At 59.7% G+C, this 25890-nt stretch carries 21 protein-coding genes; 13 read left to right on the top strand and 8 right to left on the bottom strand.

Annotated features, from left to right (window positions below):
- The first annotated feature begins 20 nt into the window (after positions 1 to 20).
- From PH558_RS17875 to PH558_RS17860, 4 genes are all read left to right on the top strand, one after another.
- The gene (locus PH558_RS17875) at positions 21 to 1910 is read left to right on the top strand and encodes an ABC-F family ATP-binding cassette domain-containing protein (protein ID WP_095434418.1); all 1890 of its coding nucleotides are present in this window, start codon (positions 21 to 23) and stop codon (positions 1908 to 1910) included.
- Between the two features lie 105 nt (positions 1911 to 2015).
- The gene (locus PH558_RS17870; protein ID WP_285205798.1) at positions 2016 to 2909 is read left to right on the top strand and encodes a polysaccharide deacetylase family protein; all 894 of its coding nucleotides are present in this window, start codon (positions 2016 to 2018) and stop codon (positions 2907 to 2909) included.
- A gap of 116 nt (positions 2910 to 3025) precedes the next feature.
- On the top strand, positions 3026 to 5080 hold the full coding sequence (locus PH558_RS17865) for a prolyl oligopeptidase family serine peptidase (protein WP_285206033.1): 2055 nt from the start codon (positions 3026 to 3028) through the stop codon (positions 5078 to 5080).
- A 143-nt stretch (positions 5081 to 5223) separates the two neighbouring features.
- Positions 5224 to 6333, top strand: coding sequence for a TRAP transporter substrate-binding protein (locus PH558_RS17860; protein WP_095434416.1), 1110 nt, complete (start codon positions 5224 to 5226; stop codon positions 6331 to 6333).
- A gap of 95 nt (positions 6334 to 6428) precedes the next feature.
- Here the strand turns inward: PH558_RS17860 and PH558_RS17855 are convergent, their stop codons facing one another.
- Together PH558_RS17855 and PH558_RS17850 are read right to left on the bottom strand one after the other, a co-directional pair.
- Entirely contained in the window at positions 6429 to 8198 is a 1770-nt protein-coding gene (locus PH558_RS17855; protein WP_285205797.1) for a TRAP transporter large permease, read from the bottom strand.
- Positions 8198 to 8773: a TRAP transporter small permease subunit gene (locus tag PH558_RS17850; protein ID WP_095436231.1), complete on the bottom strand. Its 576-nt coding sequence runs from the start codon at positions 8771 to 8773 to the stop codon at positions 8198 to 8200. The genes PH558_RS17855 and PH558_RS17850 overlap by 1 nt, the downstream gene beginning before the upstream one ends.
- 204 nt (positions 8774 to 8977) lie before the next feature.
- Here PH558_RS17850 and PH558_RS17845 point away from each other — a divergent pair, with 204 nt between their 5' ends.
- Together PH558_RS17845 and PH558_RS17840 are read left to right on the top strand one after the other, a co-directional pair.
- Entirely contained in the window at positions 8978 to 9901 is a 924-nt protein-coding gene (locus PH558_RS17845; protein ID WP_095434414.1) for a Gfo/Idh/MocA family protein, read from the top strand.
- Between the two features lie 75 nt (positions 9902 to 9976).
- Entirely contained in the window at positions 9977 to 10522 is a 546-nt protein-coding gene (locus PH558_RS17840) for a GrpB family protein (protein ID WP_015339373.1), read from the top strand.
- A gap of 25 nt (positions 10523 to 10547) precedes the next feature.
- On the opposite strand, the gene PH558_RS17835 is transcribed toward PH558_RS17840, so the two are convergent.
- Both PH558_RS17835 and PH558_RS17830 read right to left on the bottom strand, forming a co-directional pair.
- Positions 10548 to 10997 (bottom strand): DNA polymerase III subunit chi, encoded by a 450-nt coding sequence (locus tag PH558_RS17835; protein ID WP_095434413.1) that lies wholly within the window; start codon positions 10995 to 10997, stop codon positions 10548 to 10550.
- Positions 10998 to 11129: 132 nt separating this feature from the next.
- A complete protein-coding gene (locus PH558_RS17830) occupies positions 11130 to 12626 on the bottom strand; it encodes a leucyl aminopeptidase (protein WP_285205796.1) in 1497 nt (498 codons plus the stop codon).
- 202 nt (positions 12627 to 12828) lie between these two features.
- On the opposite strand from PH558_RS17830, the gene PH558_RS17825 reads away from it, so the two are divergent.
- The 7 genes from PH558_RS17825 (at position 12829) to rsmA (ending at position 21481) form a co-directional block, all read left to right on the top strand.
- The gene (locus PH558_RS17825; RefSeq protein WP_285205794.1) at positions 12829 to 13611 is read left to right on the top strand and encodes a phosphatase PAP2 family protein; all 783 of its coding nucleotides are present in this window, start codon (positions 12829 to 12831) and stop codon (positions 13609 to 13611) included.
- Between the two features lie 102 nt (positions 13612 to 13713).
- Positions 13714 to 14892: an LPS export ABC transporter permease LptF gene (gene lptF / locus PH558_RS17820; RefSeq protein ID WP_285205792.1), complete on the top strand. Its 1179-nt coding sequence runs from the start codon at positions 13714 to 13716 to the stop codon at positions 14890 to 14892.
- Positions 14889 to 15974, top strand: coding sequence for an LPS export ABC transporter permease LptG (gene lptG, locus PH558_RS17815; RefSeq protein WP_095434409.1), 1086 nt, complete (start codon positions 14889 to 14891; stop codon positions 15972 to 15974). Before lptF ends, lptG begins: the two co-directional genes overlap by 4 nt.
- Positions 15975 to 18368 carry an LPS-assembly protein LptD gene (locus tag PH558_RS17810; RefSeq protein ID WP_285205789.1) on the top strand — a complete coding sequence of 798 codons (2394 nt, stop codon included), beginning with the start codon at positions 15975 to 15977 and terminating at the stop codon, positions 18366 to 18368.
- A 309-nt stretch (positions 18369 to 18677) separates the two neighbouring features.
- Positions 18678 to 19622, top strand: coding sequence for a SurA N-terminal domain-containing protein (locus PH558_RS17805; RefSeq protein WP_095434407.1), 945 nt, complete (start codon positions 18678 to 18680; stop codon positions 19620 to 19622).
- Between the two features lie 6 nt (positions 19623 to 19628).
- On the top strand, positions 19629 to 20654 hold the full coding sequence (gene pdxA / locus PH558_RS17800) for a 4-hydroxythreonine-4-phosphate dehydrogenase PdxA (protein WP_285205788.1): 1026 nt from the start codon (positions 19629 to 19631) through the stop codon (positions 20652 to 20654).
- Complete coding sequence (rsmA, locus tag PH558_RS17795) at positions 20654 to 21481, top strand: 16S rRNA (adenine(1518)-N(6)/adenine(1519)-N(6))-dimethyltransferase RsmA (protein WP_285205786.1); 828 nt, start codon at positions 20654 to 20656, stop codon at positions 21479 to 21481. Before pdxA ends, rsmA begins: the two co-directional genes overlap by 1 nt.
- 2 nt (positions 21482 to 21483) lie before the next feature.
- Here the strand turns inward: rsmA and gmk are convergent, their stop codons facing one another.
- The 4 genes from gmk to fabF form a co-directional block, all read right to left on the bottom strand.
- On the bottom strand, positions 21484 to 22146 hold the full coding sequence (gene gmk / locus PH558_RS17790; protein WP_069616193.1) for a guanylate kinase: 663 nt from the start codon (positions 22144 to 22146) through the stop codon (positions 21484 to 21486).
- A gap of 3 nt (positions 22147 to 22149) precedes the next feature.
- A complete protein-coding gene (locus tag PH558_RS17785; protein ID WP_285205784.1) occupies positions 22150 to 23037 on the bottom strand; it encodes a YicC/YloC family endoribonuclease in 888 nt (295 codons plus the stop codon).
- Between the two features lie 110 nt (positions 23038 to 23147).
- The gene (gene mltG, locus PH558_RS17780) at positions 23148 to 24362 is read right to left on the bottom strand and encodes an endolytic transglycosylase MltG (RefSeq protein ID WP_095434403.1); all 1215 of its coding nucleotides are present in this window, start codon (positions 24360 to 24362) and stop codon (positions 23148 to 23150) included.
- Positions 24363 to 24575: 213 nt separating this feature from the next.
- The gene (gene fabF, locus PH558_RS17775; RefSeq protein WP_285205783.1) at positions 24576 to 25838 is read right to left on the bottom strand and encodes a beta-ketoacyl-ACP synthase II; all 1263 of its coding nucleotides are present in this window, start codon (positions 25836 to 25838) and stop codon (positions 24576 to 24578) included.
- Between the last annotated feature and the right edge of the window lie 52 nt (positions 25839 to 25890).

The following is a 25890-nucleotide window of genomic DNA, read 5'->3' as shown; positions in this document are numbered from 1 at the left end:
AGTTCGGCCAAAACCGCGCCATGATTTCGATTTCAGACCTTTCCGCCCGCATTGCCGGCCGCCTTCTCATCGATCATGCCAACGTGACGCTTCCGGCGGGCACGAAGGCTGGCCTCGTCGGCAAGAACGGTGCTGGCAAATCCACGCTGTTCAGGATCATCACCGGCGATCTCGCCGCCGAGAGCGGCTCGGTCTCGATCCCTCGCAATGCCCGCATCGGCCAGGTCGCGCAGGAAGCGCCGGGGACCGAAGAGCCTCTGATCGATATCGTCCTCGCAGCGGACAAGGAGCGCTCCGCTCTGCTCGCGGAAGCTGAAACCGCGACCGATCCGCACCGCATCGCCGATATTCAGACGCGGCTTGCCGATATCGATGCACATTCGGCCGAAGCACGCGCCGCGAGCATCCTCGCCGGCCTCGGCTTCGATCACGAAGCGCAGAAGCGTCCTGCCTCCTCCTTCTCCGGCGGCTGGCGCATGCGCGTGGCTCTCGCGGCTGTCTTGTTTTCCGAGCCGGATCTGTTGCTGCTCGACGAACCGACGAACTATCTCGACCTTGAAGGCACGCTCTGGCTGGAGGACTACATCCGCCGCTATCCGCACACGGTCATCATCATCTCGCACGACCGCGATCTGCTGAACACGGCGGTCAATTCCATCGTGCATCTCGACCAGAAGAAGCTCACCTTCTATCGCGGCTCCTACGACCAGTTCGAGCGGCAGAAGGCTGAGGCCGACGAGTTGCAGATGAAGGCGAAGGCGAAGAACGACGCGGCGCGCAAGCACCTCCAAAGCTTCATCGACCGCTTCAAGGCCAAGGCCTCGAAGGCGCGGCAGGCGCAATCGCGCATCAAGGCACTGGAGCGCATGGGCACCGTCGCCGCCGTCATTGAAGACCATGTGATGGGCTTCAGCTTTCCGGAACCCGAAAAGCAGCCTGCCTCGCCCATCATAGCGATCAGCGGCGGGGCTGTCGGCTATGAGCCGGGCAAGCCGATCCTCAAGCGCCTGAACCTGCGCATCGATGCCGACGACCGCATCGCGCTGCTCGGCTCCAATGGCAACGGCAAATCGACCTTTGCGAAGTTCATTTCAGGCCGGCTGGGCGCGGAGAGCGGCGAAGTCAGGCTGGCGCCGAACCTGAAGATCGGCTTCTTTGCCCAGCATCAGCTCGACGACCTCATCCCCAACCAGACCGCTGTCGAGCATGTCCGCCGGCGCATGCCTGAGACGCCGGAGGCGAAGGTGCGCGCCCGCGTCGCGCAGATGGGCCTTGCGACGGAGAAGATGGACACGCAGGTCAAGGATCTCTCCGGCGGCGAGAAGGCGCGGCTGCTGATGGGCCTTGCCGCCTTCGACGCGCCGAACCTGCTGATCCTCGACGAACCGACGAACCATCTCGATATCGACAGCCGCAACGCGCTGATCCAGGCGCTGAACGACTATTCCGGCGCTGTCATTCTGATCTCGCACGACCGTCATCTGATCGAGGCCACGGTCGACCGCCTCTGGCTGGTGCGCGACGGCACCGTCTCGACCTTCGATGGCGATCTTGAAGAATACCGCAGCCTCGTTGTTGCCAGCCCGAAGTCCAGAGAGGACAAGGCCAAGGCAAATACCAGCGATGATTCCGTTTCCAAGGCGGATCAGCGCAAGCTCAATGCCGATCGGCGCGCCTCGCTCGCGCCGCTCAAGAAGAAGATCAACGAAATCGAATCCTTGACCGGCAAGCTTGAGAAACTGATTCAGGCTCTTGATGCAGAACTTGCAGACCCCGCCCTCTACGAGAAGGCGCCGGCAAAGGCTGCGGAAAAGGCAAAACAGCGCGCCGATGCGGCCGAAAAGCTCGCGGCGGCAGAGGAGCAGTGGCTGGAACTTTCATCGGAATATGAGAGCGGCATGGCCGGCTGAAACCTCGCTGCCTCTTAACGAATTAGGACCCGATCCTAACCGTTCATTAACCATAACTGCAGAAGATGCGCTCAACTTTCATAGACATATTGTTGAGCGATTCTGATGAACTACCGTGTGTTGCTGGGTGGCCTCGCCGTGTGTCTGGCCCTCGGAGGATGCGCCACAAAGCCAGGCAATGAAGCGTCGCTCAAGAGCAGCTATGCCGCCGAGGAGCCGCGTCACAAGCCGCTGAAGGCCAATGATCCCATCGAGATGGAGCCGAAGAAATGGCTCGTCGCCGATCTCGAAACCCGGGATGATCTGGCGGGCATGAAAGGCCCGCACAATCTCGCCGGCCGGACGCTGGAGGTCTCGTCGCTCAAGGACATCAGGCTCGCCGACAAGGAGGTCGTCCTAACCTTCGATGATGGCCCTGCTCCCGGCAGAACGGAACGCATTCTCGCCACGCTCGACAAATTCGGCGTCAAGGCCGCCTTCATGATGGTCGGCGAAATGGCACAGGCGCACCCGGCGACGGCACGCGAGGTGCTTGCGCATGGCGATGCGATCGGCAGCCACACCTTCCGCCACCCCGATCTCGACAAGATGACTTTCGACGCGGCGATGACCGAGATCGCCCGCGGCAAAGATGCCGTCACCAAGGCGATCGGCACGGACGTTCCCTTCTTCCGCTTCCCCTATCTTGCCGACTCCAAACGCCTGCGCACGGCGATTGCCGCTCGCGACATGATCGTCATGGATGTCGATATCGACAGCAAGGATTACTTCACTTCAACCCCCGCCTCTGTGGTCGACCGCACAATGAAGCAGCTCCACCAGCGTGGCCGCGGCATCGTTCTGATGCACGACATCCACCAGCGCACCGTCAGGATGCTGCCTGTTCTCCTGAGCCGGCTTGAGAATGAGGGCTACAAGGTCGTCACGCTGAAATACAAGCGCGAACCGGCTCCGGCGACCAATATGGTCGCACAGGCCGACACAAAGATGGTCCGCTAAGGCGGGTCGACACCGAAAAATTTATGACCGATACGGGCGCGGAAGCACGGTTGCTTCAGCGCCCGTATTTTGGTTTGCTGAGGGCGACCACCACCAACAATGGAATGGCGAGCCCCATGCACCTCTACCTTGAACGCGACGACGATCCACAAACCCTGCAATTCGTCGCCGAGAAGGATACGGAATCCGAGCGGCTGCTGATGACGCCGGAATTCGAGGCGGATCGCAACGCGATCAAGGAGATGATCGAACGCGAGGATCGGCTGATCGCCACGACCCGGCGCGGCAGCTGGCTGTTCGATTTTCATCGCAGCGCCGATCATCCGCTCGGTCGCTGGTATCGGCTGCCGGCCGATCTCGCCCCTCTGCCCGACGCTCCCTGGGAACCGATCTTCGATCTCGATGCCTTCTGCGCCAAAGAGGGCAGAAAATGGCTCTGGCGCGGCGCCATAACTTGCCCCTGGGAGCCGACGCGCGTGCTGCTTTGCCTTTCCGACGGCGGCTCCGATCCCATTCGGATGCTCGAATTCGATTGCGAGACGAAGAGCATCGTCGAAGGCGGCTTCGACACGCCGGCCGTGCGCAGTCACGCGACCTGGCTCAGCCGCGACGAAATCGCCTATTTCGGCTCGATCGACCGCGAATCCTCGACGCGTTCCGGCTGGCCGCGTGTCGGCCGCCGCCTGAGGCGTGGCCAGGTGCCGTCCGATGCACCGGTACTCTATGCCGCCGATGACAGCGACATCTATGGCTCCTGTTCGATCTTCGATCCGCAGCTCGCCGGTCTGGCGACGGGAGATGCGGCAAGGTCGATCCGGATCTTCAGCGCAGGTCACGAAATCGGCAGCGCCAGCCATTTCATCGAGGACGGGGACGGTTCGCTGCGGCGGATCGACCTGCCGAAGGATGCCGAGTTCGGGTTCAACCACTCCCATCTGATCTGGCTTGCCAAGACAGACGAACGGATCCCGGCCGGCAGCCTGGCCCTGCAGCCCCTGCCGCGAGAGCCCGGCGGTGCCGGTGCGAGACGCATACTGTTTTCGCCCAATGAGCGACAATCGGTTTCGCAATTCCTTTTGATGCGCGAATGGTGCGTCTTCATCGTCTCGGACAATATGCAACCGCATCTCTTCGTTCTCGACCTGACCAGCGCCGATGCCGAAATCCGCGAAATCGCACTGCCTGATGATGTTCAGACGGTGTCGGTCGCCCCGCTCTATTCCGATCTGCATCTCGGTGACGACACGCTGCAGGTCTATGGCGCTGGCTTTCTGCAGCCGCCCTCTTCCTACCGGCTGGATCTTGGCGATCGCAAGGCCCCGCTTGAACTCAAGTACATTGCCAGTTCACCGACCTATTTCGACAGCGAAGGCATGACGTCCCTCCTACTGGAAGCTACCTCCGAGGACGGGACGAAAGTGCCCTATCACATCGTACTGCCGAAGGTCTGGACCAAGGGCGAACTGCCGGTGCTGCAATATGGCTACGGCGGCTTCGACGTCCCGCTCGGCCCCTATTATTCCGGTGTCATCGGCCGCTGGCTGGAGCAGGGCAACGCCTATGTGATGGCCTATATTCGCGGCGGCGGCGAATTCGGGCCGAACTGGCATCGCGTCGCAAAAGGCCAGGGTCGCCACAGGGCATTCGCGGACTTTGCCGCCGTCGCCCGCGATCTCGTCGCCCGCGGCTACACCAAACCATCGCGCATTGCCGGCAATGGGGGCAGCAACGGAGGTTTGCTGACTGGCGTCATGGCGACACGCTATCCACAGGATTTCGGTGCGATCTGGTGCCAGGTACCTGTCCTGGACATGACCCGTTTCCATGTCTTCCCGGCCGGAAAAGCCTGGATCGACGAATATGGCGATCCTGACAATCCGGCGGATCGCGATTACCTGCTGAGCTATTCGCCGCTGCACAATGTTAAGCCTAACTCCGAGATCACGTATCCGTCGATCTACATCGAAAGCTCGAGCAATGACGACCGGGTTCATCCCTCGCATGCCCGGCGGTTTGCGGCCCAGTTGGAAGCGCTCGGCCATCATTCACTGTTCCACGAATTTGGCTCGGGTGGCCATGGCGGTGACGGCGCATCAATCGAACTCGCGACGCGCACGGCTCTGGGCTACAGTTTTTTGCGGGAGACGATCGTGAAGGGAAAAAGCCTTTAGCTCCACGCTTACGCCTCGCAACGAAAATCAATGGTTGCACCAGCTTCCGATACGCTTGAAACGCGCCGAGGGGCGTGATTAGCTGTGGCTGTGATCACGAAGAGCGGGCGAGCCCGCCCGCTCGTATCCGGGGGGAGTAATAGATGGATCGTCGTTCATTTCTGCGGAAAGCCGGCGTCGCCGGCGCCGGGTCGGTGGCAGCGGCTGCAACGCTTGCAGCACCGGCCATTGCGCAGAGCAATCCGAAAATCAACTGGCGCCTGACATCGTCGTTTCCGAAGTCGCTCGATACGATCTATGGCGGCGGCGAAGTGCTGTCGAAATATGTTTCCGAGGCTACCGACGGCAATTTCAACATCCAGGTGTTTGCAGCCGGCGAAATCGTGCCGGGCCTGCAGGCAGCAGACGCAACCTCAGCCGGAACCGTCGAGGCCTGCCATTCAGTCGCCTATTATTATTGGGGCAAGGATCCGGTCTGGGCCTTGGGAGCTGCCGTTCCTTTCGCGCTCAATGCCCGCGGCATGAATGCCTGGCAGTATCACGGCGGCGGTATCGATCTCTTCAATGAATTCCTGGCGACGCAGGGATTGATCGGCTTCCCGGCCGGCAATACCGGGGTGCAGATGGGCGGCTGGTTCCGCAAGGAAATCAACACTGTTGCCGATCTCAAGGGGCTGAAGATGCGCATCGGCGGCTTTGCCGGCAAGGTGGTCGAACGCCTCGGCGTCGTGCCGCAGCAGCTCGCCGGCGGCGACATCTACCCGGCGCTCGAGAAAGGCACGATCGATGCGGCCGAATGGGTCGGCCCCTATGATGACGAGAAGCTCGGTTTCTACAAGGTGGCGCCCTACTACTACTATCCCGGCTGGTGGGAAGGCGGCCCGACCGTGCATGTCATGTTCAACAAGGCGGCCTATGAAGGCCTGCCGAAGGCCTATCAATCGCTGCTGCGTACGGCCGCACAGGCGACGGACGCCAACATGCTGCAGAAATACGATTACCTGAACCCCGCCGCCATCAAGCGAGTCGTGGCCGAAGGGGCGAAGCTCAGACCCTTCAGCACCGAGATCTTGAATGCCTGCTTCGACAAGGCCAACGAGGTCTATGCGGAAATGGAAGCCAACAACCCGACCTTCAAAAAGATCTGGGACTCGATCAAAGGCTTCCGCGGCCAGCATTATCTCTATACCCAGGTCGCCGAATACAGCTATGACGTCTACATGATGACGCTGCAGCGCTCGGGGAAGATTTGAGCGAATAGCCGATCTCAAAAGAGGAAACCCCGGAACATCGCTCCGGGGTTTTTCGTTGCGTTCGATCGACAAGCGGCCGATGCGCGCCGTGTGCATCAATTAAACGACGGAGGCTGGCTGAGATCGTTGGCTGGCGGCTTCGGCTGATCGCCGCCGCCCTGATCCGCCGGCTTGCCGTCAAGCGGATTGCCGCCTGGAAGCTGCAGCCCGGGCAGACCGAGGTCGCCGCCATTGTCCTGGCCGGGTGCGCCGAAGCCGGGAACCTCGATCTTGATCGTGTTGGGATCGACACCCGTGCCGGCTCCCTTGTAGTGCATGACCATCTGCGGGAACATGATCGTCAAAGCCACCATCAGGATCTGGATGCCGACGAAAGGCACGGATCCCCAGTAGATCTGCCCCGTCGTGACGGGCGCGATCTGCTTGCCCGTCACCCTGTCGAGATAAGGCACGCGCGCAGCGACCGAGCGGAGATAGAACAGCGCGAAACCGAAGGGCGGGTGCATGAAGCTCGTCTGCATGTTGACGCCGAGCAGCACGCCGAACCAGATGAGGTCGATGCCGAGCTTGTCGGCCGCAGGCGCCAGCAGCGGCACGATGATGAAGGCAAGCTCGAAGAAATCGAGGAAGAAGGCGAGCACGAAGACGAGGATGTTGACGGCGATCAGGAAGCCGACCTCGCCGCCCGGCAGCGACACCAGCAGATGCTCGACCCAGACATGGCCGTTGACGCCGTAGAAGGTCAGCGAAAAGACGCGCGAGCCGATCAGGATGAACAGCACGAAGGCAGAAAGCCGCGTCGTGGACGTCAGCGCCGAGCGGACGACCTCCATGTTCAATCGACCTTTGGCAGCCGCCATTATGAGCGCGCCCACCGCCCCCATTGCGCCGCCTTCCGTCGGCGTCGCGATGCCGAGGAAGATCGTGCCAAGCACGAGGAAGATCAGCGCCAAGGGCGGAATGAGAACGATGATGACCTGCTGGGCCAGCCGCGACATCACGTTGAGTTTCATCCCCTTATCGAGCACGGCGATCGCGTAGATGAAGGCGACGCCAACTGTTGCACCGAGAATATCGGCGTTTTCGCCATAGGTGGGCGTCAGGTAAACATGTGCGGCATAGGCCACGCCGGCGCAGATCAACAGAGCAAAGAGCAAGGACGTGACGCCGGCGCCGAGCGAGCGGGCCTCCTTCGGCAATGCCGGCATGGAGTTCGGCTTCACGATCGACATGATCAATACATAGAGCATGTAGAGACCCGTCAGCACGAGGCCGGGAATGAGGGCACCGGCATACATGTCACCAACCGAACGACCGAGCTGGTCGGCCAGTACGATCAGGACAAGCGACGGGGGGATGATCTGCGCCAGCGTACCCGAGGCGGCGATGACGCCGGAGGCGACCCGCCGGTCATAGCCATAGCGTAGCATGATCGGCAGAGAGATCAGACCCATGGCGATAACCGAGGCAGCGACGACGCCGGTGGTGGCCGCCAGCAACGCACCGACGAAAATCACCGCATAGGCAAGACCGCCGCGAATAGGTCCGAAAAGCTGGCCGACAGTGTCGAGCAGGTCTTCGGCCATGCCGGATCGCTCCAGCACGATGCCCATGAAGGTGAAGAACGGGATCGCCAGCAGCGTGTCGTTCGACATCACCCCCCAAAAGCGATCCGGAAGCGCGTTGAGGAGCGGCCATGAGAGATTGATGGTGCCGCCCGAATAGGGTGCGAGCTCGACGCCGACCCAGAAGAACAACAGCCCGTTGGCGGCAAGCGCGAAGGCGACGGGATAACCGAGAAGCAGGAAAATGATGAGCGAGGCGAACATGATCGGCGCCATGTTCACGCCAAGGAATTCGAGCATCAGCGCGCCTCCCCGGTCGGGGTTTCGATATCGAGCGGCGCATGCGTCGGCACATAGGGCGTCGGATCATCCATATCGCCGCGCATGACGGCGATCTTCTTGATGATCTCGGAAAGCCCCTGCAACGCCAGCAGAAAGAAGCCCGCCAGCAGCACAGCCTTGCCCGGCCAGATGATCAGGCCGCCGGCGCTGGAAGACACCTCTCCGGACATGAAAGAGGTGCGGACATAGGGCACGAGATCGTAGACCATGAGCAGCACGAAAGGCATCAGGAACAGGCAGTGGCCCAGCAGGTCGATCCAGTGCTGCACCCGGCGCGGCAGGGAGCCGTAGACGATATCGATGCGGATATGTTCATTCTGGCGCAGCGTGTAGGCGGCGGCGAGCATGAAGGCGGCGCCGAACAGATACCATTGCGCTTCCAGCCATGCGTTAGACGAGGTGTTGAAGACCTTGCGCACGACGGCATTTCCGGCGCTGACCAAGACGGCCACCAGAATAAGCCATGAGACTGATTTTCCAATAATCTCAGTCACATAGTCGACGATTCGGCTGAAGCCGAGCAATGTTTTCATGATTTCCCCCCGCAGCGATTCTTCCCGGATCTTTTGGCTGCGCAGAGGAAGAGTGCCGATTTCAGGCTGTGAATCAAGAGCCGGCACCCGTTTTCCAAGCATCAAGATTGGACCTGCCGCCTGCATTTGCGATTTGCCGCCCTTGCCCACATCAGGCATTCTGATAAAGATCGCATCAATAATCATACTAATCGAGAGACACTCATGTCCCCCATCAACCTCGCTATCGTCGGTGTCGGCAAGATCGTCCGCGACCAGCATCTTCCGTCCATCGCGAACAATGCGGATTTCAAACTGATCGCGACGGCAAGCCGTCATGGCACTGTCGAAGGCATCCCCGCCTTCACGACGATCGAAGCCATGCTCGATGCCGTGCCTGACATCGATGCCGTTTCTCTCTGCATGCCGCCGCAATATCGTTATGAAGCCGCATACAAGGCGCTTTCGGCCGGCAAGCATGTTTTCATGGAAAAGCCGCCGGGCGCGACGCTCAGCGAAGTGGCGGATCTTGAAAACCTTGCAAAGAGCAAGGGCGTGTCGCTCTTTGCAAGCTGGCACTCGCGTTATGCGCCGGCAGTGGAGGCTGCAAAGAGCTTCCTCGCCAGCACCAATATCCGCAGTGCCCATGTGATCTGGAAGGAAGATGTCCGCCACTGGCATCCGAACCAGGAATGGATCTGGCAGGCCGGCGGCCTTGGCGTCTTCGATCCGGGCATCAATGCCCTGTCGATCGTGACCCACATCCTGCCGCCGCTCTTTCTGACCGGCGCGACGCTCGAATTCCCGGAAAACCGTGATTCGCCGATCGCCGCCGACCTGCATTTCAAGAGCGGAACCGGCCTTCCTGTCCGCGCCGAATTCGACTGGCGCCAGACGGGCAAGCAGAGCTGGGATATCGTCGCCGAGACGGATGCCGGCCAGATGCTTCTTGCCGAAGGCGGTTCCAAGCTTTCGGTCAATGGCGAGCTGAAATTCTCGGCGCCCGAGGCCGAATATCCCTCGCTCTATCGCCGCTTTGCCGAGATCGTCAAAGCCGGTACATCCGATGTCGACGTTTCGCCGCTGCGCCACGTTGCCGATGCCTTCATGCTCGGCAAGCGGAAATTTGTCGACGCATTTTACGATTGATGAGGCTTTCCCGGTGAAGACAATGCCGCCCGCGGCGTGCTAGCGTGGCGCATCGTCTTCACTGGAGAGATGCCTATGGCATCGGAGCATGAACAATCTTTTGGCCTCGGCGTCGGCAACAAATCCGTCAAACTCGCCGACCCGAACCAGAGCTGGCACGAAGCATATTTGCTGGAGGAAGCTGCCATTCGCAAGGCTCTCGGCGACCTTGCCGTCGATGTCCAGCATTTCGGCAGCACCTCGATCCCAACGATAAAAGCCAAGCCGATCATCGATATTGCCGTTGGCGTGCGGCGGTTCGAGGATGGGCTTGCCTGTGTCGAGCCGATGGCCTCCATCGGCTACGTCTATGCCGGCAGCAATATCGTACCGGACGACCATATTTTCGGCCGTGACATTCAAGGGGATACCCGCACGCACCTCGTGCATGTGGTCGAATATGGCGGCCCGACCTGGCGCAACTTCCTGATCTTTCGCGACCGGTTGCGTAGGGAACCGGATCTTGCGCATGCCTATGAGGCACTGAAGATCGAACTGGCGGCAAAATATGCCAATGATCGCGCATCCTATACGGCGGCGAAGAAGGATTTCATCCAGAAGATCCTGTCGGAAGGCGCGTAAAGCTGCTCTTCACGATGGGGAAAGGTCAGGCCTTCTTCTCCCACCGGCCGTCCTGCGTCTGCTGCCAATAGGTGAGATTATGCCCCTCGCCCTTCAGGCGTTTCCATTGGGCGCGCGCGCTTTCCAACTGTTCCTGATCATAGCCGTCGAACATCAGCACGACGCGCTGATAGGCTCCGACATCCGTCACCTCGGCGCCATCGATGAAGAAACGCACGGTGGCATCATTTATATTGTCAGGCGAAATCGTCAGCAGCACGGGCTGGCGACTTGCCATTTCGTCTTCATCGGTGCCATGCGGCAAAAAGCTATCCTCGCGATAGGTCCATAGATGGCTATCGAGAAGATCGCGCCGTGCCGGCTCGCGCATCTGCACAGCGACCTGCCAGCCGCGTTCGACACTCTTGTCGATCAGCGGCGGCAGGGCATCTTCGAGCTTCGATTCCGTCAGGTGGTAGAAGAGAACGTCGGTCATGGCGCCTCTTCTAGAGCAATTCCAGGCAAAGTGCGAAGCAGTTTTCCGTTCGGAATGCGTCACAAGGGAGGATAGCGCATTTTCGCGATTCGAAGAAAAGCGGAAAGGCGCTATCTCACAAAATCCGGCTGGTCACGATTCGTAGTTGGCACGGACCAGTTCATCGAGCAGGCGCACGCCGAAACCGGAACCCCAGGACTGATTGATCTCATCCTGAACCGAGCCCATCGCCGTGCCGGCAATATCAAGATGCGCCCAGGGCGTGTCGCCGACGAAGCGCTTGAGGAACTGGGCAGCGGTGATCGAACCTGCGTGGCGTCCACCGGTATTCTTCATATCGGCGAACTTACTGTCGATCATCTTGTCGTAGTCCTTGCCGAGCGGCATACGCCACAGACGCTCATCTGTCACAAGGCCTGCCGCCGTCAACTCACCCGCCAGCTTGTCGTCATTGCAGAACAGACCGGCCTGTAGATTGCCGAGCGCGACCAGGATCGCGCCGGTCAAGGTCGCCAGATTGATCATGAACTGCGGCTTGAAGCGGTCATTCGTGTACCAGAGCGCATCGCAAAGAACGAGCCGCCCCTCGGCATCCGTGTTGATGATCTCGATCGTCTGGCCGGACATGGAGGTGACGATATCGCCCGGGCGCTGTGCATTGCCGTCGGGCATGTTTTCCACAAGACCGATGACGCCGATGGCGTTGACCTTGGCTTCGCGTGCCGCAAGCGTATGCATAAGGCCGGTCACGGCCGCAGCCCCTCCCATGTCCCCCTTCATCTCCTCCATGCCTGCAGCCGGCTTGATGGAGATACCGCCGGCGTCGAAGACGACGCCCTTGCCGATGAAGGCGACCGGCTTGTCCTTCGCCTTGCCGCCCTTCCATTGCATGATCACCAGCCGCGGCGGACGGGCAGAACCTTGCGCGACCCCCAGCAGGGCCGCCATACCGAGCCGGCGCATTTCACGCTCCGTCAGGATCTCGATCTCGACGCCAAGCTTTTCCAATTCTTTTGCCTTGGCCGCAAATTCCACGGGCCCGAGAACATTCGACGGCTCGTTGACGAGATCGCGCGCGAGAATCACGCCCCCAGCCACGGCTTCGGAGGTCGCGTATAGCTTCTTGGCAGCTGCCGCTTCCTGGGTGACGATCGTCACCTTCACCGCCTTGCGGGAGGCGCCCTTCTCGTCCTCATCGCCCTTCTTCGTCTTGTAGGTATCGAAGCTGTAGGCACGCAGAAGCATGCCCAGGGCAAAATCGGCCGCTTCCTTTGGCCCGACTTCGACGCTAGGTGCATCGAGGAAGATCGCGACCTTCTCCGTATTGCGGATTTTTGCAGCTGCTGTGCCGCCGAGCTTCAACCAGTCGTGCGCGTTCAGGCCCTTGGCCTTGCCGGCACCGATGACGATGATCCGGTCGACGGGCGAGGCTTCCGGCGCGATGATATCCAGACTGCTCAACGCTTTGCTCTTGAAGCCGGACACCGGCGCCGCCTTGGCGAAAACATTCGCCGGATCGGCGCTCTCGGCACCAGCCGGCAGCTCACTATCCGTGCCTTTCAGGAGAATGGCCAGACCGCCGCTGAGACGAGCCGACTTGGCGAAGGAAATCTCGAATTTCACAGACATTTCTGCTCCGATAATATGCGTCGTAGTGAGAGAACTTTGCACAACCATCATTCAAGGTCTGACTAAGGAATACAAGCGTTTAGCGCTGCATTCCTTATATATGGCGGTTGGCGGCTTCAAATCCCTGTCATTTAGCGAGGCTAGATTGCGCGCGACGGTGTTTTAGCCGCCTCGGCGGCACAATTCTTGTCGGAAAGCCGCCTTGATCATAGATTTCAATAGCCTCAATCGCGAAGATCGCTTTCCGGAGATTCTACGGCCGCGCACGGCGGGTGATACCTTCATCGCTCTCTTCTGTCTTTGGTGGGCTTTGCTGGGTCTGTTTTCACTTTTTCCACAGATCGATCTCGGCGTCGCGACCATGTTCTTCCAACCGCAGCAATGCCTCGGAAGCACCAAGCCCGACCAGATCTGCGGCATTTTCCCTTATAGCGGCGATCAGCACATGCGCCTGCTGAGGGAAATATTCTTTCAGCTACCTTACGTCGTCGCTTTCGTGCTGCTCTGGATGCTTCTCAGATGCTGGCAGGATCACGGCGCGACCTTCAACGCGCTCAGAGCCCGCAATCTCAAGATCGCGCTCGGCTCCCTGCTCCTGGGCCCCGTGCTGATCGTCAATCTGTGGCTGAAAACCTTCTCCGGGCGCCCGCGCCCACGACAGACCGATCTCTTCGGCGGCACGCTCGATTTCGTGCATGCCGGATCCTTCGCCGGCAAATGTGTCAGTAACTGTTCCTTCGTCTCGGGCGAAGCGGCAGCGGCAGGCTGGCTGTTCTGTCTGATCCTCATCATTCCGCAGCCGTTCCGATCGGCGGCCGCCCTGCCGATCGCGGCAGTTTCGCTGCTGATTCCGGCACTTAGAGTAGCCTTTGGCGGACACTATCTTTCCGATGCCGTCCTCGGCTGGCTTTCCTCGCTTGTCATATTCGCCGCGCTGCTCGCTTTATCCCAAACGACACACGACAGAAGAATCTCGGAAAATTAACGAATTTTTTTCAAGTTGGTTGTCGCCAAAAAAACGTAAACAGCGTAGAGGAGGGTGAATCTCTGTCGGCTCGTTCGGCAGCTGTTGCGTTTAAGGGCCGGCATGAAGTTATTCGAGACATATATCGTACGGCGTGTCGGTATGATGTTCCTGGTAGCGCTGCTGCCAGTGCTCGCCATTATTTGGACCACCCAGGTCCTGCAACGCATCAATCTCGTGACCGATAGCGGCCAGTCGATGGGGTCGTTCGCGAAGCTTGCGACGCTCATTCTGCCGACGATCATCCCGATCGTTCTGCCTTTCGCGTTGGTCATCGGCATCACACAGACCTTGACGGCGATGAACAGCGATTCCGAGCTGACCGTCATGGAAGCTGCCGGCGCGAAGCGCAGCATCATCATCCGCCCGATCATGATTCTCGCGATTGCGATTAGCGTGTTCTCCTTTTTCGTCGACAATGTCGTCGAGCCGAGAGCGCGTGTCGCCGCCCGCCAGATGGTGGCCGAGGCCTATGCCGATCTTCTGTCCACCGTGATCGAAGAGAAGAACTTCCGACGTATCGAAGATGGGCTCTATGTGCAGATCTCGCAGCGGCTTTCGGGGCGAATCCTGAAGGGGCTGTTTGTCGTCGATTCCCGCGACCCCGCCTTTGACCTCATCTATTATGCCAAGGAAGGCGCCGTCGATCCGAGCGGTACGTCGCTGCTGATGAAGGACGGCGAGGTCCACCGCAAGACGCCCGATGGCAGCGTCTCGGTCATCAAGTTCGATTCCTACTCCTTCGACCTGTCGGATATGACGCAAAGCCGCGGCCAGGCAAATGCCCGTGCCAGCGACCGCAGCCTTGGCTTCCTGCTCAATCCGGATACGAACGATCCGGACTACAAGCAAAGACCTGGCGATTACCGCGCTGAATTGCATCGCCGCCTCAACGACTGGGCGCTGCCGGCAATCTTTGCGCTGATATCGCTTGTTATCGCCGGTGATGCGCGATCACATCGCGAGGCACGGCTACATCCGATGGTGTCGGCGCTGACCCTATCCTTCGCGTTGCGCTGGGCAGATTTCTACGCTGCCAACCAGATCGACCATTCAGCCAAATTCATCGGCGTTCTCTACGCAATCAATATCATCGCGGCGCTTATCGCGATCATCCTCTTGCTGCGGAACCGGAAGATGACGATGCCCGTCTCGATCCGCAACCGCCTCAGCAACTGGCGGCAAAGAATTCAGGACCGCATGCCGACCGCACCAGGCAGCTCGAACGGGGGCGGTGCATGATTTTCGGTACGCTCGGGCGCTACTTCTTCACGCGTTACATCGTGACGACGTTCTGGTTCTTCCTTGGCGTCGTCTCGATCGTTTATCTCGTCGATTTCAGCGAGACCGCTGGACGGCTCGCCGGCCTGCCCGGATATACCGTCTCCATCGGCTTGCTGATGACGGCGGTCAGACTGCCGTTCATCCTGCAGCAGACGGTGCCGTTCATCGCGCTCTTCGTGGGCATGACGGTGCTGATCGCCCTCAACCGCCGCCGCGAGCTGGTTATCGCGCGCGCTGCCGGCATCTCCGTGTGGCAGTTCATGACACCCTTCCTGATGGGTGCTTTCTGCGTCGGGCTTCTGACCATGCTTGCCCTCAATCCGGTAGCGGCATGGGGCCAGCGACATGCCGAAGCGATCGAAGCCGATCTGCGCGGCGACCCGTCCTATCGCAATACGCTTTCGATTCCATGGCTGCGCCAGTCCAACGGAAAAGACGACACGATCATTGGTGCAAAGGCCATTCTGAACAACGGAACGACCCTGACGGGTGTCGTGTTTATCCACTTCGATTCACAGGGAAATATCGTCCTGCGACAGGATGCGGACTCGGCAAAGTTGGAAGATGGTTACTGGCTTCTTAACAATGTTGTCGAACGGCGGCCGGGCGAAATTCCGGATCACAAAAATTCGATACAGGTCCGTACGAATCTGAAACAGGATTTCGTCTCGCAACGTTTGGCGCAACCGGAAACCATTGCTTTTTATGATCTTTCTAATCGAATAAAGGTCGCACGCTCCTTCGGCATCTCGACCAACGCACTTGAGACACAGTTTCACTCGCTGCTGTCACAGCCATTCCTTCTCGTGGCAATGACTCTGATTGCGGCAACCGTGTCCCTAAAATTCAGTAGATTCAATCAATCGCGCTCTGTGATTCTGGGTGGAATCCTCTCCGGCTTCGTGCTTTATGTTGTCACCGTGCTTGTAAAGGCATTCGGGAGCAGCGGAGTGGTTCCTCCCTACGTGGCGGCATGGATACCCGTGATCGTCGCATTGGCATTCGGAGCAACGATCCTGCTTCATCAGGAGGACGGCTAAGTGGCGGCAGGCAACCGCAAGAGTATCAGAAAGTATGTGGCTGCCCTCGTTACGGGCACGGCCGCGTGTGCATATATTTTGAGTCCGGTCGTCGCTTACGCCCAGGCCAATAATAATAATGCCAACACCAACAATGGCGGCACCGGCGCTGCGACCTCCCCTATCAAGGTGAAGGTGCCGGAAGGCTCTAAGCTAGTCCTTTCGTCAAACGAATTGGTCTACAACAAGGATACACAGATCGTCACGGCGACGGGTGCGGTCCAGATCAACTATGGCGGCTATAGAATGGTCGCCCAGAAGGTTGAATATAATCAGAAATCCGGCCGGATGACGGCTCTCGGAAATGTTGAGCTGATCACCCCGGACGGCAATCGCATGTACGGTGACAAAATGGACGTCACCGACAGCTTCTCCGACGGTTTCGTCAACGCCCTTCGCATTGAAATGCCTGACAACACCCGCATGGTCGCCGAAAAGGGCGAGCGAGTCGGCGGCAATCAGCTGATTCTTACAAAGGGCGTCTATACCGCTTGCATGGCCTGCTCAGAACAGGGCCGTGCGCCGCTGTGGCAGGTCAAAGCACAGCGCGTCGTCCAGAACGGCGTAACACACACGATTCGTCTCGAGCACGCCCGTTTCGAGTTGTTCGGACAGCCGATCGCCTATGTTCCTTGGATTACGGTCCCAGACAATACGGTCAAGCGCAAGTCCGGCTTCCTGTTCCCATCGGTGACCGTTTCTCAGCGTCTCGGCGTCGGTGTAACGGTTCCTTATTATTACGTCATCTCGCCGAGCATGGATGCGACGGTCACCGCAACGGGCTACAGCAATCAAGGTCTGTTGCTCCAAGGTGAATTCCGCCAGCGCTTCGAGAACGGCACCCACACCCTGCGTGTTGCCGGCATCAGCCAGATGAATCCGGACGCCTTCACGGCCGGTACGACCGATGCCGAGCACAAGACGCGCGGCATGATCAATTCCAAGGCCGATTTCAGGATCAATCCTCGCTGGACTTTCGGCTGGGATGTCATGGCGCAGAGCGATAATAACTTCTCGCGCACGTATGGACTGGACGGGCTCAACCAGAGCACCCATACGAACCAGGCCTACCTGACTGGTATCGGAAAGCGCAATTTCTTCGACATGCGCGCCTTCTACTATAACGAGCAGGATACAGACAATAATGCCACGGCGCAGAAGCAGCAGGCATATGTCTATCCGAGCGTCGATTATCACTATGTCGATCCAAACTCGGTTTACGGAGGCGAGCTGTCGGCAACGATGAATTTCACGCATCTGTCGCGTGACAAAACGTCTGTGCTCGATAATGTCGCAAATCTCGGCGACGCCAATCTGAATGACCGCTATCTCGGTCTTTCCGGAGATTATACGCGCCTGAGCACCGAGCTGCAGTGGCAGCGTACCTTCACCACGGATCAAGGCTTGGTTTTGACGCCGCTGGCAGCACTTCGCGGTGACGTCTACGGCCTGGACATGAACGGGCCGGCCGCCAATACCTACTCCGGCAATTATGACAACAGCGACTATGCCGCGCGCGGCATGGCGACCCTGGGTCTCGAAGCCAAATATCCGTTCCTCATCACGACAAGCAACAGCACCCACGTGTTCGAGCCGATCGCGCAGATCTATGTGCGCCCGGACGAGCAGCTTGCCGGGCGGCTTCCGAATGAAGACGCGCAGAGCTTTGTCTTCGATGCGACCAACCTGTTTGATCGTGACAAGTTCTCGGGCTTCGACCGCATTGAAGGCGGCACGCGTGCCAATGTCGGGTGGCGCTACACCGCCAGCTTCGACAGCGGTTACAAACTGCAGCATATTTTCGGACAGTCCTATCAGCTCGCGGGACGCAACTCCTTTGCGACCGACGATCTGGCCGGTGCAGGTTCGGATTCAGGACTTGAAACCACCCGTTCCGACTATGTCACCATGTTCGGCTTGACGACACCGCAGGGCATTTCGCTGTCGCAGTCCTACCGCTTCGACGAGAAGGATTTTGCCTTCCGTCGCGGGGATACGGCAGTTGGCTTCTCGAACGATGTGTTCCAGACATCCTTGATCTACACGCATATTGCGGCCCAGCCGCAATATGGTTTCACCAGCAATCAGGACGAAATCCAGTCGCGCGCGCAGATCAAGTTCAAGGAATACTGGTCCGTCTTCGGCACGGTCAGCTATGATCTCAACAGCAATGAGATCACTCGCCAGGGCGTCGGTCTTTCCTATGAGGACGAATGCACGATCTTCACCGTGTCATTCCTCGACAAGAAGGATTCGACAGCCAGCTCGGCCACCAATTGGTCGATCGGCGCTCGCCTGACCTTCCGTACGCTTGGCGACGTCAACCTCGGCAGCGTTCAGGACGCAACATTCTGATCTGAATCGAAACTGCAGAGAGCCGGCTTCATCGCCGGCTCTTTTGCATGGATGCGGTTGGTCGCTGCCTACCGCGTAATTCCTTAAATCTGGATCGATTTAAGGAATTACGCGGCAGTTTTAAAATGCTGCAGCGACCTTTGCTCGTCACATGTGACGCGCGGCGCTGTTGTGTCATTGTTTCGCCGCAAGGATTTTGCAATTCATCGCGCTTGATGTAGACATGTGGCGCGAAGTTGCCGTATTGCGCGACAGACGCACCAAAACAGCGCTATGCTGGCAGGAAATACCTTTGGGAAGGGGTAATTGATGTTTTCTGGAAAGACACCGATGCGCGCTCTGTTGTTCGGAGCCGCGGCCTTGGTTATGGCGAGCTTCGCCGTGCCGAGCGGCGATGTTGCTTTCGCAGCAAGCGAAGTGAAAGTCCTCGTCAATAGCCAGGTAATCACATCCGGCGACATAGCCAGGCGCGTCGCCTTTCTCAAATTGCAGCGCCAGAAAGGCGATCTGAACAAGCTTGCCAAGGAGCAGCTCGTCGACGAAACGCTGAAGCGCGCGGAGATCTCCCGCCTGCGCATGTCCGTTTCGACGACGGACGTCGATGCCGCCTTCGGCCGTTTCGCCTCCAGCAACAAGATGACACCGGCACAGCTTAGCCAGATTCTCGAAAAGGCCGGTGTCGGCGTTGATCACTTCAAATCCTATATCGCCGTTTCCATGAGCTGGCCGCGGGTCGTCAATGCACGTTTCGGCGCAAGAAGCCGCATGTCGAACGACGATCTCGTGACGCGCATGACGGAAAACAAGACGAAGCCGGTCACGACGGAATATTTCCTGAAGCAGATCGTCTTCGTCGTTCCGGCTGCAAAGCGGAACGCCATTTTGAACCAGCGCAAGGCGGAAGCGGAAGCATCGCGGTCGAAGTTCCCGGGCTGCGACCAGGCAAAGGTCTTCGCCGCGACCATGCGTGACGTCTCCGTCCAGGACCTTGGCCGCGTCCTTGCACCAGAAGTTCCGGAAATGTGGAAGCCGCTCCTGGAGAAGGCTTCCGGCAACACGACCACGCCGATCGTAACCGATCGCGGCGTCGAATATGTTGCCATTTGCTCGCAACGTCAGGTGAATGATGACGTCGCCGCCGCTGCCGTGTTCCGTGCCGAGGATATCGGTAAGGACAAGGCAACGGGTGTGAGCGCCAATGACAAGAAGTATATGGATGAGCTGCGCTCCAAGGCGCAGATCGTTTATCGCTGATTGACGATGCCACGGCGCTCTTCCCTCCCCCTCGCGCTCACACAGGGGGATCCGGCTGGCATAGGTCCCGACATCACCCTCGCCGCCTGGCTTCGCCGCGGCGAGCTTGATCTGCCACCCTTCCTGTTTCTTGGCGATGCCGCCGTGCTTGCGGCGCGAGCTTCTCAGCTCGGCCTGACCGTACCGCTTGCGACCGCCGATCCGGCGAATGCCTGTAATATCTTTCCCGATGCGCTGCCGATCCTGCCGATCGAGGCTGGCATGGATGTCATCGCCGGCGAGCCGCATGTGGCGACCGCAAAAGGCACGATTGCCGCCATCGAAACGGCCGTTTCCCTCAGCATGATTGGCCGGACATCCGCAGTCGTCACCAATCCTATCGCCAAATCGGTGCTCTATGATGCCGGTTTCGGCTTTCCTGGCCATACGGAATTCCTGGCGGATCTTGCAACCCGCGCCACTGGAAAGCCGGTCATGCCGGTCATGCTGCTTGCCGGTCCGAAGCTTCGCGCGATCCCAGTCACCATCCATATCCCGCTGAAGGAGGTGCCTGAAACGTTGACCTCCGATCTGATCGCCGAGACATGCCGGATTGCCGATCGCGACCTCCGCGTCCGTTTCGGCATCTCCAAGCCGCGCCTTGCCGTTGCCGGTCTCAATCCGCATGCGGGAGAGAATGGCGCGCTCGGCAAGGAAGACGACGAAATCGTATGGCCTGCGATCGACAGGCTCCGCTCCGAGGGCATCGACGCATTCGGCCCCCTGCCCGCCGACACCATGTTTCATGACGACGCCCGCCGGCGTTACGATGTCGCCATCTGCATGTATCACGATCAGGCATTGATCCCGGCCAAGGCGCTCGGCTTCGACGATTCCGTCAATGTCACGCTCGGCTTACCTTTTGTCCGCACGTCTCCGGATCACGGCACGGCTTTTGGCATCGCCGGTAAGGGTATTGCCAAGGAAGACAGCCTTGTCGCTGCGTTGAAGCTGGCCAGCGAAATCAGCAGCAAGACCGGAAACAATCCCTGATGGCCGCTCTCGATGGCTTGCCGCCCCTTCGCGATGTAATTCAACGCCACGGCCTCGATGCGCGCAAGGCGCTTGGCCAGAACTTCCTTCTCGATCTCAATCTGACCCAGAAGGTCGCGCGCGCAGCCGGATCGCTCGAAGGCGTCACCGTCTTCGAAGTTGGCCCTGGACCGGGTGGCCTCACGCGCGCCATCCTGGCGCTCGGAGCGGCCAAGGTCATCGCCGTCGAACGCGATGCGCGCTGCCTGCCGGCTCTGGCGGAAATCGCCGATCACTATCCCGGCCGGCTGGAAGTGATCGAAGGCGATGCGTTGAAGACGGATTTCGCCGCCCTTGTCCCGCAAGGGCCGGTCAAGATCATCGCCAATCTGCCCTATAATGTTGGGACGCAGTTGTTGGTGAACTGGCTTCTGCCGGCGCAATGGCCGCCCTTCTGGCAATCTCTGACCCTGATGTTCCAGAAGGAAGTCGGCCAGCGGATCGTGGCGCAGGAGGATGACGATCATTATGGCCGGCTCGGCGTGCTCTGCGGCTGGCGAACAGAGGCCCGCATGGTTTTCGACGTACCGCCACAGGCCTTTACGCCGCCACCGAAGGTGACCTCGACCGTGGTGCATCTGACGCCGAGGGAAAACCCTATCCCTTGCGCCGTCGACAAGCTGGAGAAGGTGACCCAGGCCGCCTTCGGTCAGCGCCGCAAGATGCTGCGACAGAGCTTGAAGCCGCTTGGCGGCGAAGCCCTACTGCTAAAAGCCGATATCGACCCGCAGCGCCGCGCCGAAACGCTTTCGGTGGAAGAATTCTGCCGGCTGGCGAATTGCCTGTAAGCTTAGAGCTTCGGCGTCTCTTCGAGCAGGTCCCGAACGAAATCGAACATGCCGTGCCGACGGTCACGGCGCAGGCGTTCGGCCTTGACGATCGACTGAACGGCATCGAAAGCAATGTTCAGGTCGTCATTGACGATGACATAATCATATTCGCGCCAGTGAGCGATCTCGGCCCGGGAATTGGCGAGACGCATGGCGATGACCTCTTCGGAATCCTCTGCGCGGCGATGCAGCCGCGATTGCAGCTCCGTCATGGTCGGCGGAAGCACGAAGATTGAGACGACATCAGCCGGCATCTTCTCCTGCAACTGCTGGGCGCCCTGCCAGTCGATGTCGAAGAGCATGTCACGGCCTTCCGACATCGCCGTCTCCACAGGCTCGCGTGGCGTGCCGTAGAAATTGCCGTGCACCTCGGCCCATTCGAGCAAGGAGTCGGAATCGCGCAGACGCTCGAATTCGCGCTGCGAGACAAAATGATAGTGCACGCCTTCGATCTCGCTCGGCCTGCGCTGCCGCGTCGTGACGCTGACCGAGAGGCTCACCTGCTTGTCCTTGTCGAGCAGTGTGCGCGCGATCGTCGACTTGCCGGCTCCCGAGGGCGAGGAGATGGCAAGCATCAGCCCCCGGCGGGCGATCGGAATGGATGTGGATGTCGCCGGCTTCATGGCCTACTCCAAATTCTGGACCTGTTCGCGGAACTGGTCGATTACCACTTTCAGCTCGATGCCGGCGGCTGTCACGGCCGCTGCATTCGATTTCGAACAGATGGTATTCGATTCCCGGTTAAATTCCTGTGCAAGAAAATCGAGCTTGCGGCCGACAGGGCCGCCCTTGGATATCAGATCGCGCGCCGCCGCCACGTGCGCCTTCAGGCGATCGATCTCCTCGCGCAGATCGGCCTTGGTGGCAAGAAGGGCAGCTTCGGCGTGGAGCCGGTCACGATCAAGGCCCGACGAGCCATCCAGAAGCATCGAAACCTGCGTCGCCAGTCTCGCGGCAATTTCCTGCGGGGAACGAGAAGGGTCACGCTCGACCGTTGATGTCAGCGCCTCGATCGTCGCGACATGACCGAGCAGAACCTTGCCGAGTGCATCGCCCTCCTGCCGGCGCATGTCGCGGAGATCGGCGAGTGCCGCCTCGAGGCCGGCCATGATATCTGCGTCGCGCGCGGCGACAACGTCCTCGTCTTCCTCGGCTTCCTTGAATTCCACCAAGCCGCGCACAGCCATCAGACTTTCCAGGCGCAGCGGAGCGGGATCGACGATGCCGGCCAGCTGATCGCGTAGCGCCAGGACCGCCGTCAGCGCATCCTGGTTCACGACGACCTCGACACGGCTTTCTTCCACCGAGAGCGACAGGCTGACCTGAAGATTGCCGCGCGAGAGCCGATCCGCGATCGACTTGCGGACATCGGTTTCGAGGCGCTCCAGGCCCGGCGGCAAGCGCAGGCGGATATCCAACCCCTTGCCGTTTACCGAGCGCAGTTCCCATGCCCAGCGGCCACGACCACTCGTTCCCTCACGCCGGGCAAAGCCGGTCATGGACTGCAACGCCATGCAAGCCTCCGATAGTGCCTATCCCCAATCCATCGAAAATCTTCGGATTACGGGCCAATGTAAAGTGAATCCGCGCCGGGCTCTCTGTGCAGACCACGATGCGGTGAGGATTAGTTGGTCTTCTTCTTCTGCTGCGCGCCCGAACCGGGGGCTATGGCAGCATCGTCGGGTTGACCATCAACGGCAATGGCGCTGGGATCTTCGCCCTTCTCGGCAACCAGCTTGCGCCAGCGCCTGACATTGGCATTGTGCTCGTCCAGCGTCGCGGCGAAGACATGTCCGCCGGTGCCATCCGCCACGAAATAGAGGTCCTGCGTCTTCCAAGGGTTGGCGACCGCCTCCAGAGCATCCTTGCCCGGATTTGCGATCGGCGTCGGCGGCAAGCCCTTGATGAGGTAGGTATTATAAGGCGTGTCCTTCTTCAGGTCGGACTGGTAGATCGGGCGATCGGACGGCTTTCCTTCACCACCGAAGAGGCCATAGATGACCGTCGGGTCGGACTGCAGGCGCATACCCTTGCCCAACCGGTTCAGGAAGACGGAAGCGACATGGGCGCGTTCGTCCGCCACGCCGGTTTCCTTCTCCACCATGGAAGCCAGCGTGATGAAATCCTGCTTGCTCGCCAGCTGGACGCTTGAATCGCGCTTCTCCCAGATCTGATCGACCAGTTTGGTCTGTGCCGCCACCATCTGCTGAACGATTTCGGTGCGCTTCGTGCCGCGCGTGAACTTATAGGTGTCCGGCCTCAGGCTGCCTTCCGGCGGCAGGGCTGACGGCAGATCGCCCTCCAGCACGACATCCGCCTGCAGCTTGTTGAACATCTGCCGCACCGTAAGCCCTTCCGGCAAAGTAACCGAATAGAGGATCGACTTGCCGGACTTCAGCAGCTCCATGATGTCCTTCATGGAAGCGCCGGCCTTGATTTCGTATTCGCCGGCGCGAAGCGTTTCACCATCATGCAGATAGGTGGCCGTCAACCAGCGGAAGATGCGCTGATCGGTGATGATGTTATTGGATTCCAGGCGGTTGGCAATCTCGCTGAGGCCAGCACCATTGCGCACGATGAAATTGGTGTTGGTCGTCAGAGGACCGGGACCCTGATAGATCGAAAACGCGTAATAGGCGCCGCCGATGGCGGCAACGGCGACGAAAACCGCAAGCGTCATCAGAAAGTTCAGGAAGATGACCATCTGGCTGCGGGCTTTGCGCGAACGCTTCGGCGGATCCGGAACACGCTCCGGACGCAGGGCTTCATTCGCCGATTTCGGGATAATCGGTCCTTTCTGCCCGTTCGGAGTTCCGTTGCTCTGGTTCGTATCGCTCACCGGCAATCCCTTCCTTTTTGTCATTGCCTGCTCTTTGGCCAAGCAATGCGGCAAAAAGCAGGTTCAGAAGATAAGGCGGAGCTCCAGGCTCCGACTTCGACCGATCAGGCGTTCCCGCACCACATTCCCGAGAAAGACGAAGGCGCAGCAACAATCAAGGATGCGGGCGAGATTGCCGCAAGGCACCCTCACCCCAACAGTTACGCGTTGTTATTAAGCCTCATAACGGCGCAGGACAAGCGACGCATTCGTGCCGCCGAAGCCGAAGGAGTTCGACAGCGCAACGTTGATTTCGCGCTTGCGGGCCTTGTGCGGAACGAGATCGATGGCGGTCTCGCGCTCCGGATTATCCAGATTGAGCGTGGGCGGGGCGACGTTGTCACGAATGGCGAGCGTCGCAAAGATCGCTTCGATGGCACCGGCAGCGCCAAGAAGATGACCCGTTGCCGACTTGGTGGACGACATGGAAATCCTCGACGCGGCATTGCCGACCAGCCGCTCGACAGCGCCGAGTTCGATCGTATCGGCCATGGTCGATGTGCCATGGGCATTGATGTAGTCGATATCGGCCGGCGTCAGGCCGGCGCGCTTCAGCGCTGATGTCATGCAGCGGAAAGCGCCTTCGCCGTCTTCGGACGGAGCGGTGATATGATGCGCGTCGCCCGAGAGGCCGTAGCCGACGACTTCTGCATAGATCTTGGCGCCCCGCGCCTTGGCGTGCTCCAGTTCTTCAAGAACAACGATGCCGGCGCCCTCGCCCATGACGAAGCCGTCACGGTCGCGGTCGTAGGGGCGCGAGGCCTTTTGCGGCGTATCGTTGAAGTCCGTCGACAGCGCCTTGCAGGCAGCAAAGCCCGCAAGCGAAATGCGGCAGACCGGAGCTTCGGCACCGCCTGCCACCATAACATCGGCATCGCCGAGCATGATCAAACGAGCAGCGTCGCCGATCGCGTGCGCGCCGGTCGAGCATGCTGTGACGACCGCGTGGTTCGGGCCGCGCAGCTTGTGACGGATGGAAACCTGACCGGAGACGAGATTGATGAGACGACCGGGGATGAAGAAGGGCGAGATGCGGCGCGGCCCCTTGTCGCGCAGCGTATAGCCGGCTTCGACGATGCCTTCGAGGCCGCCAATGCCCGAGCCGATCATGACGCCCGTGGCAATCTGGTCTTCATCCGTTTCCGGGTGCCAGCGGGCATCGGCCAGCGCCATGTCGGCGGCCGCCATGCCATAGATGATGAAGGGATCGACCTTGCGCTGTTCCTTCGGCTCCATCCAATCGTCAGCATTGAACGTGCCGTCGGTGCCGTCGCCGACAGGAATGCGGCAGGCAATCTTTGCCGCGAGGTCTTCGACCTCGAATTCAGTCACGAGGCGTGCACCATTGTGCCCAGCGAGCAAACGCGTCCAGGACACCTCAGTGCCACAGCCCAAAGGTGATACCATGCCGGTACCCGTGATAACGACACGTCTCATCGCCCGCAGACCCCCGTCTTTTTATGATGATATGCGTATAAACTTGCTTCGC

Origin of the sequence: Rhizobium pantanalense (genome assembly GCF_030182525.1) — a bacterium.
Classification (GTDB): domain Bacteria; phylum Pseudomonadota; class Alphaproteobacteria; order Rhizobiales; family Rhizobiaceae; genus Rhizobium.
Note: the sequence above shows the minus strand (reverse complement) of the source record. Positions and strands in the feature narration are given on the sequence as shown.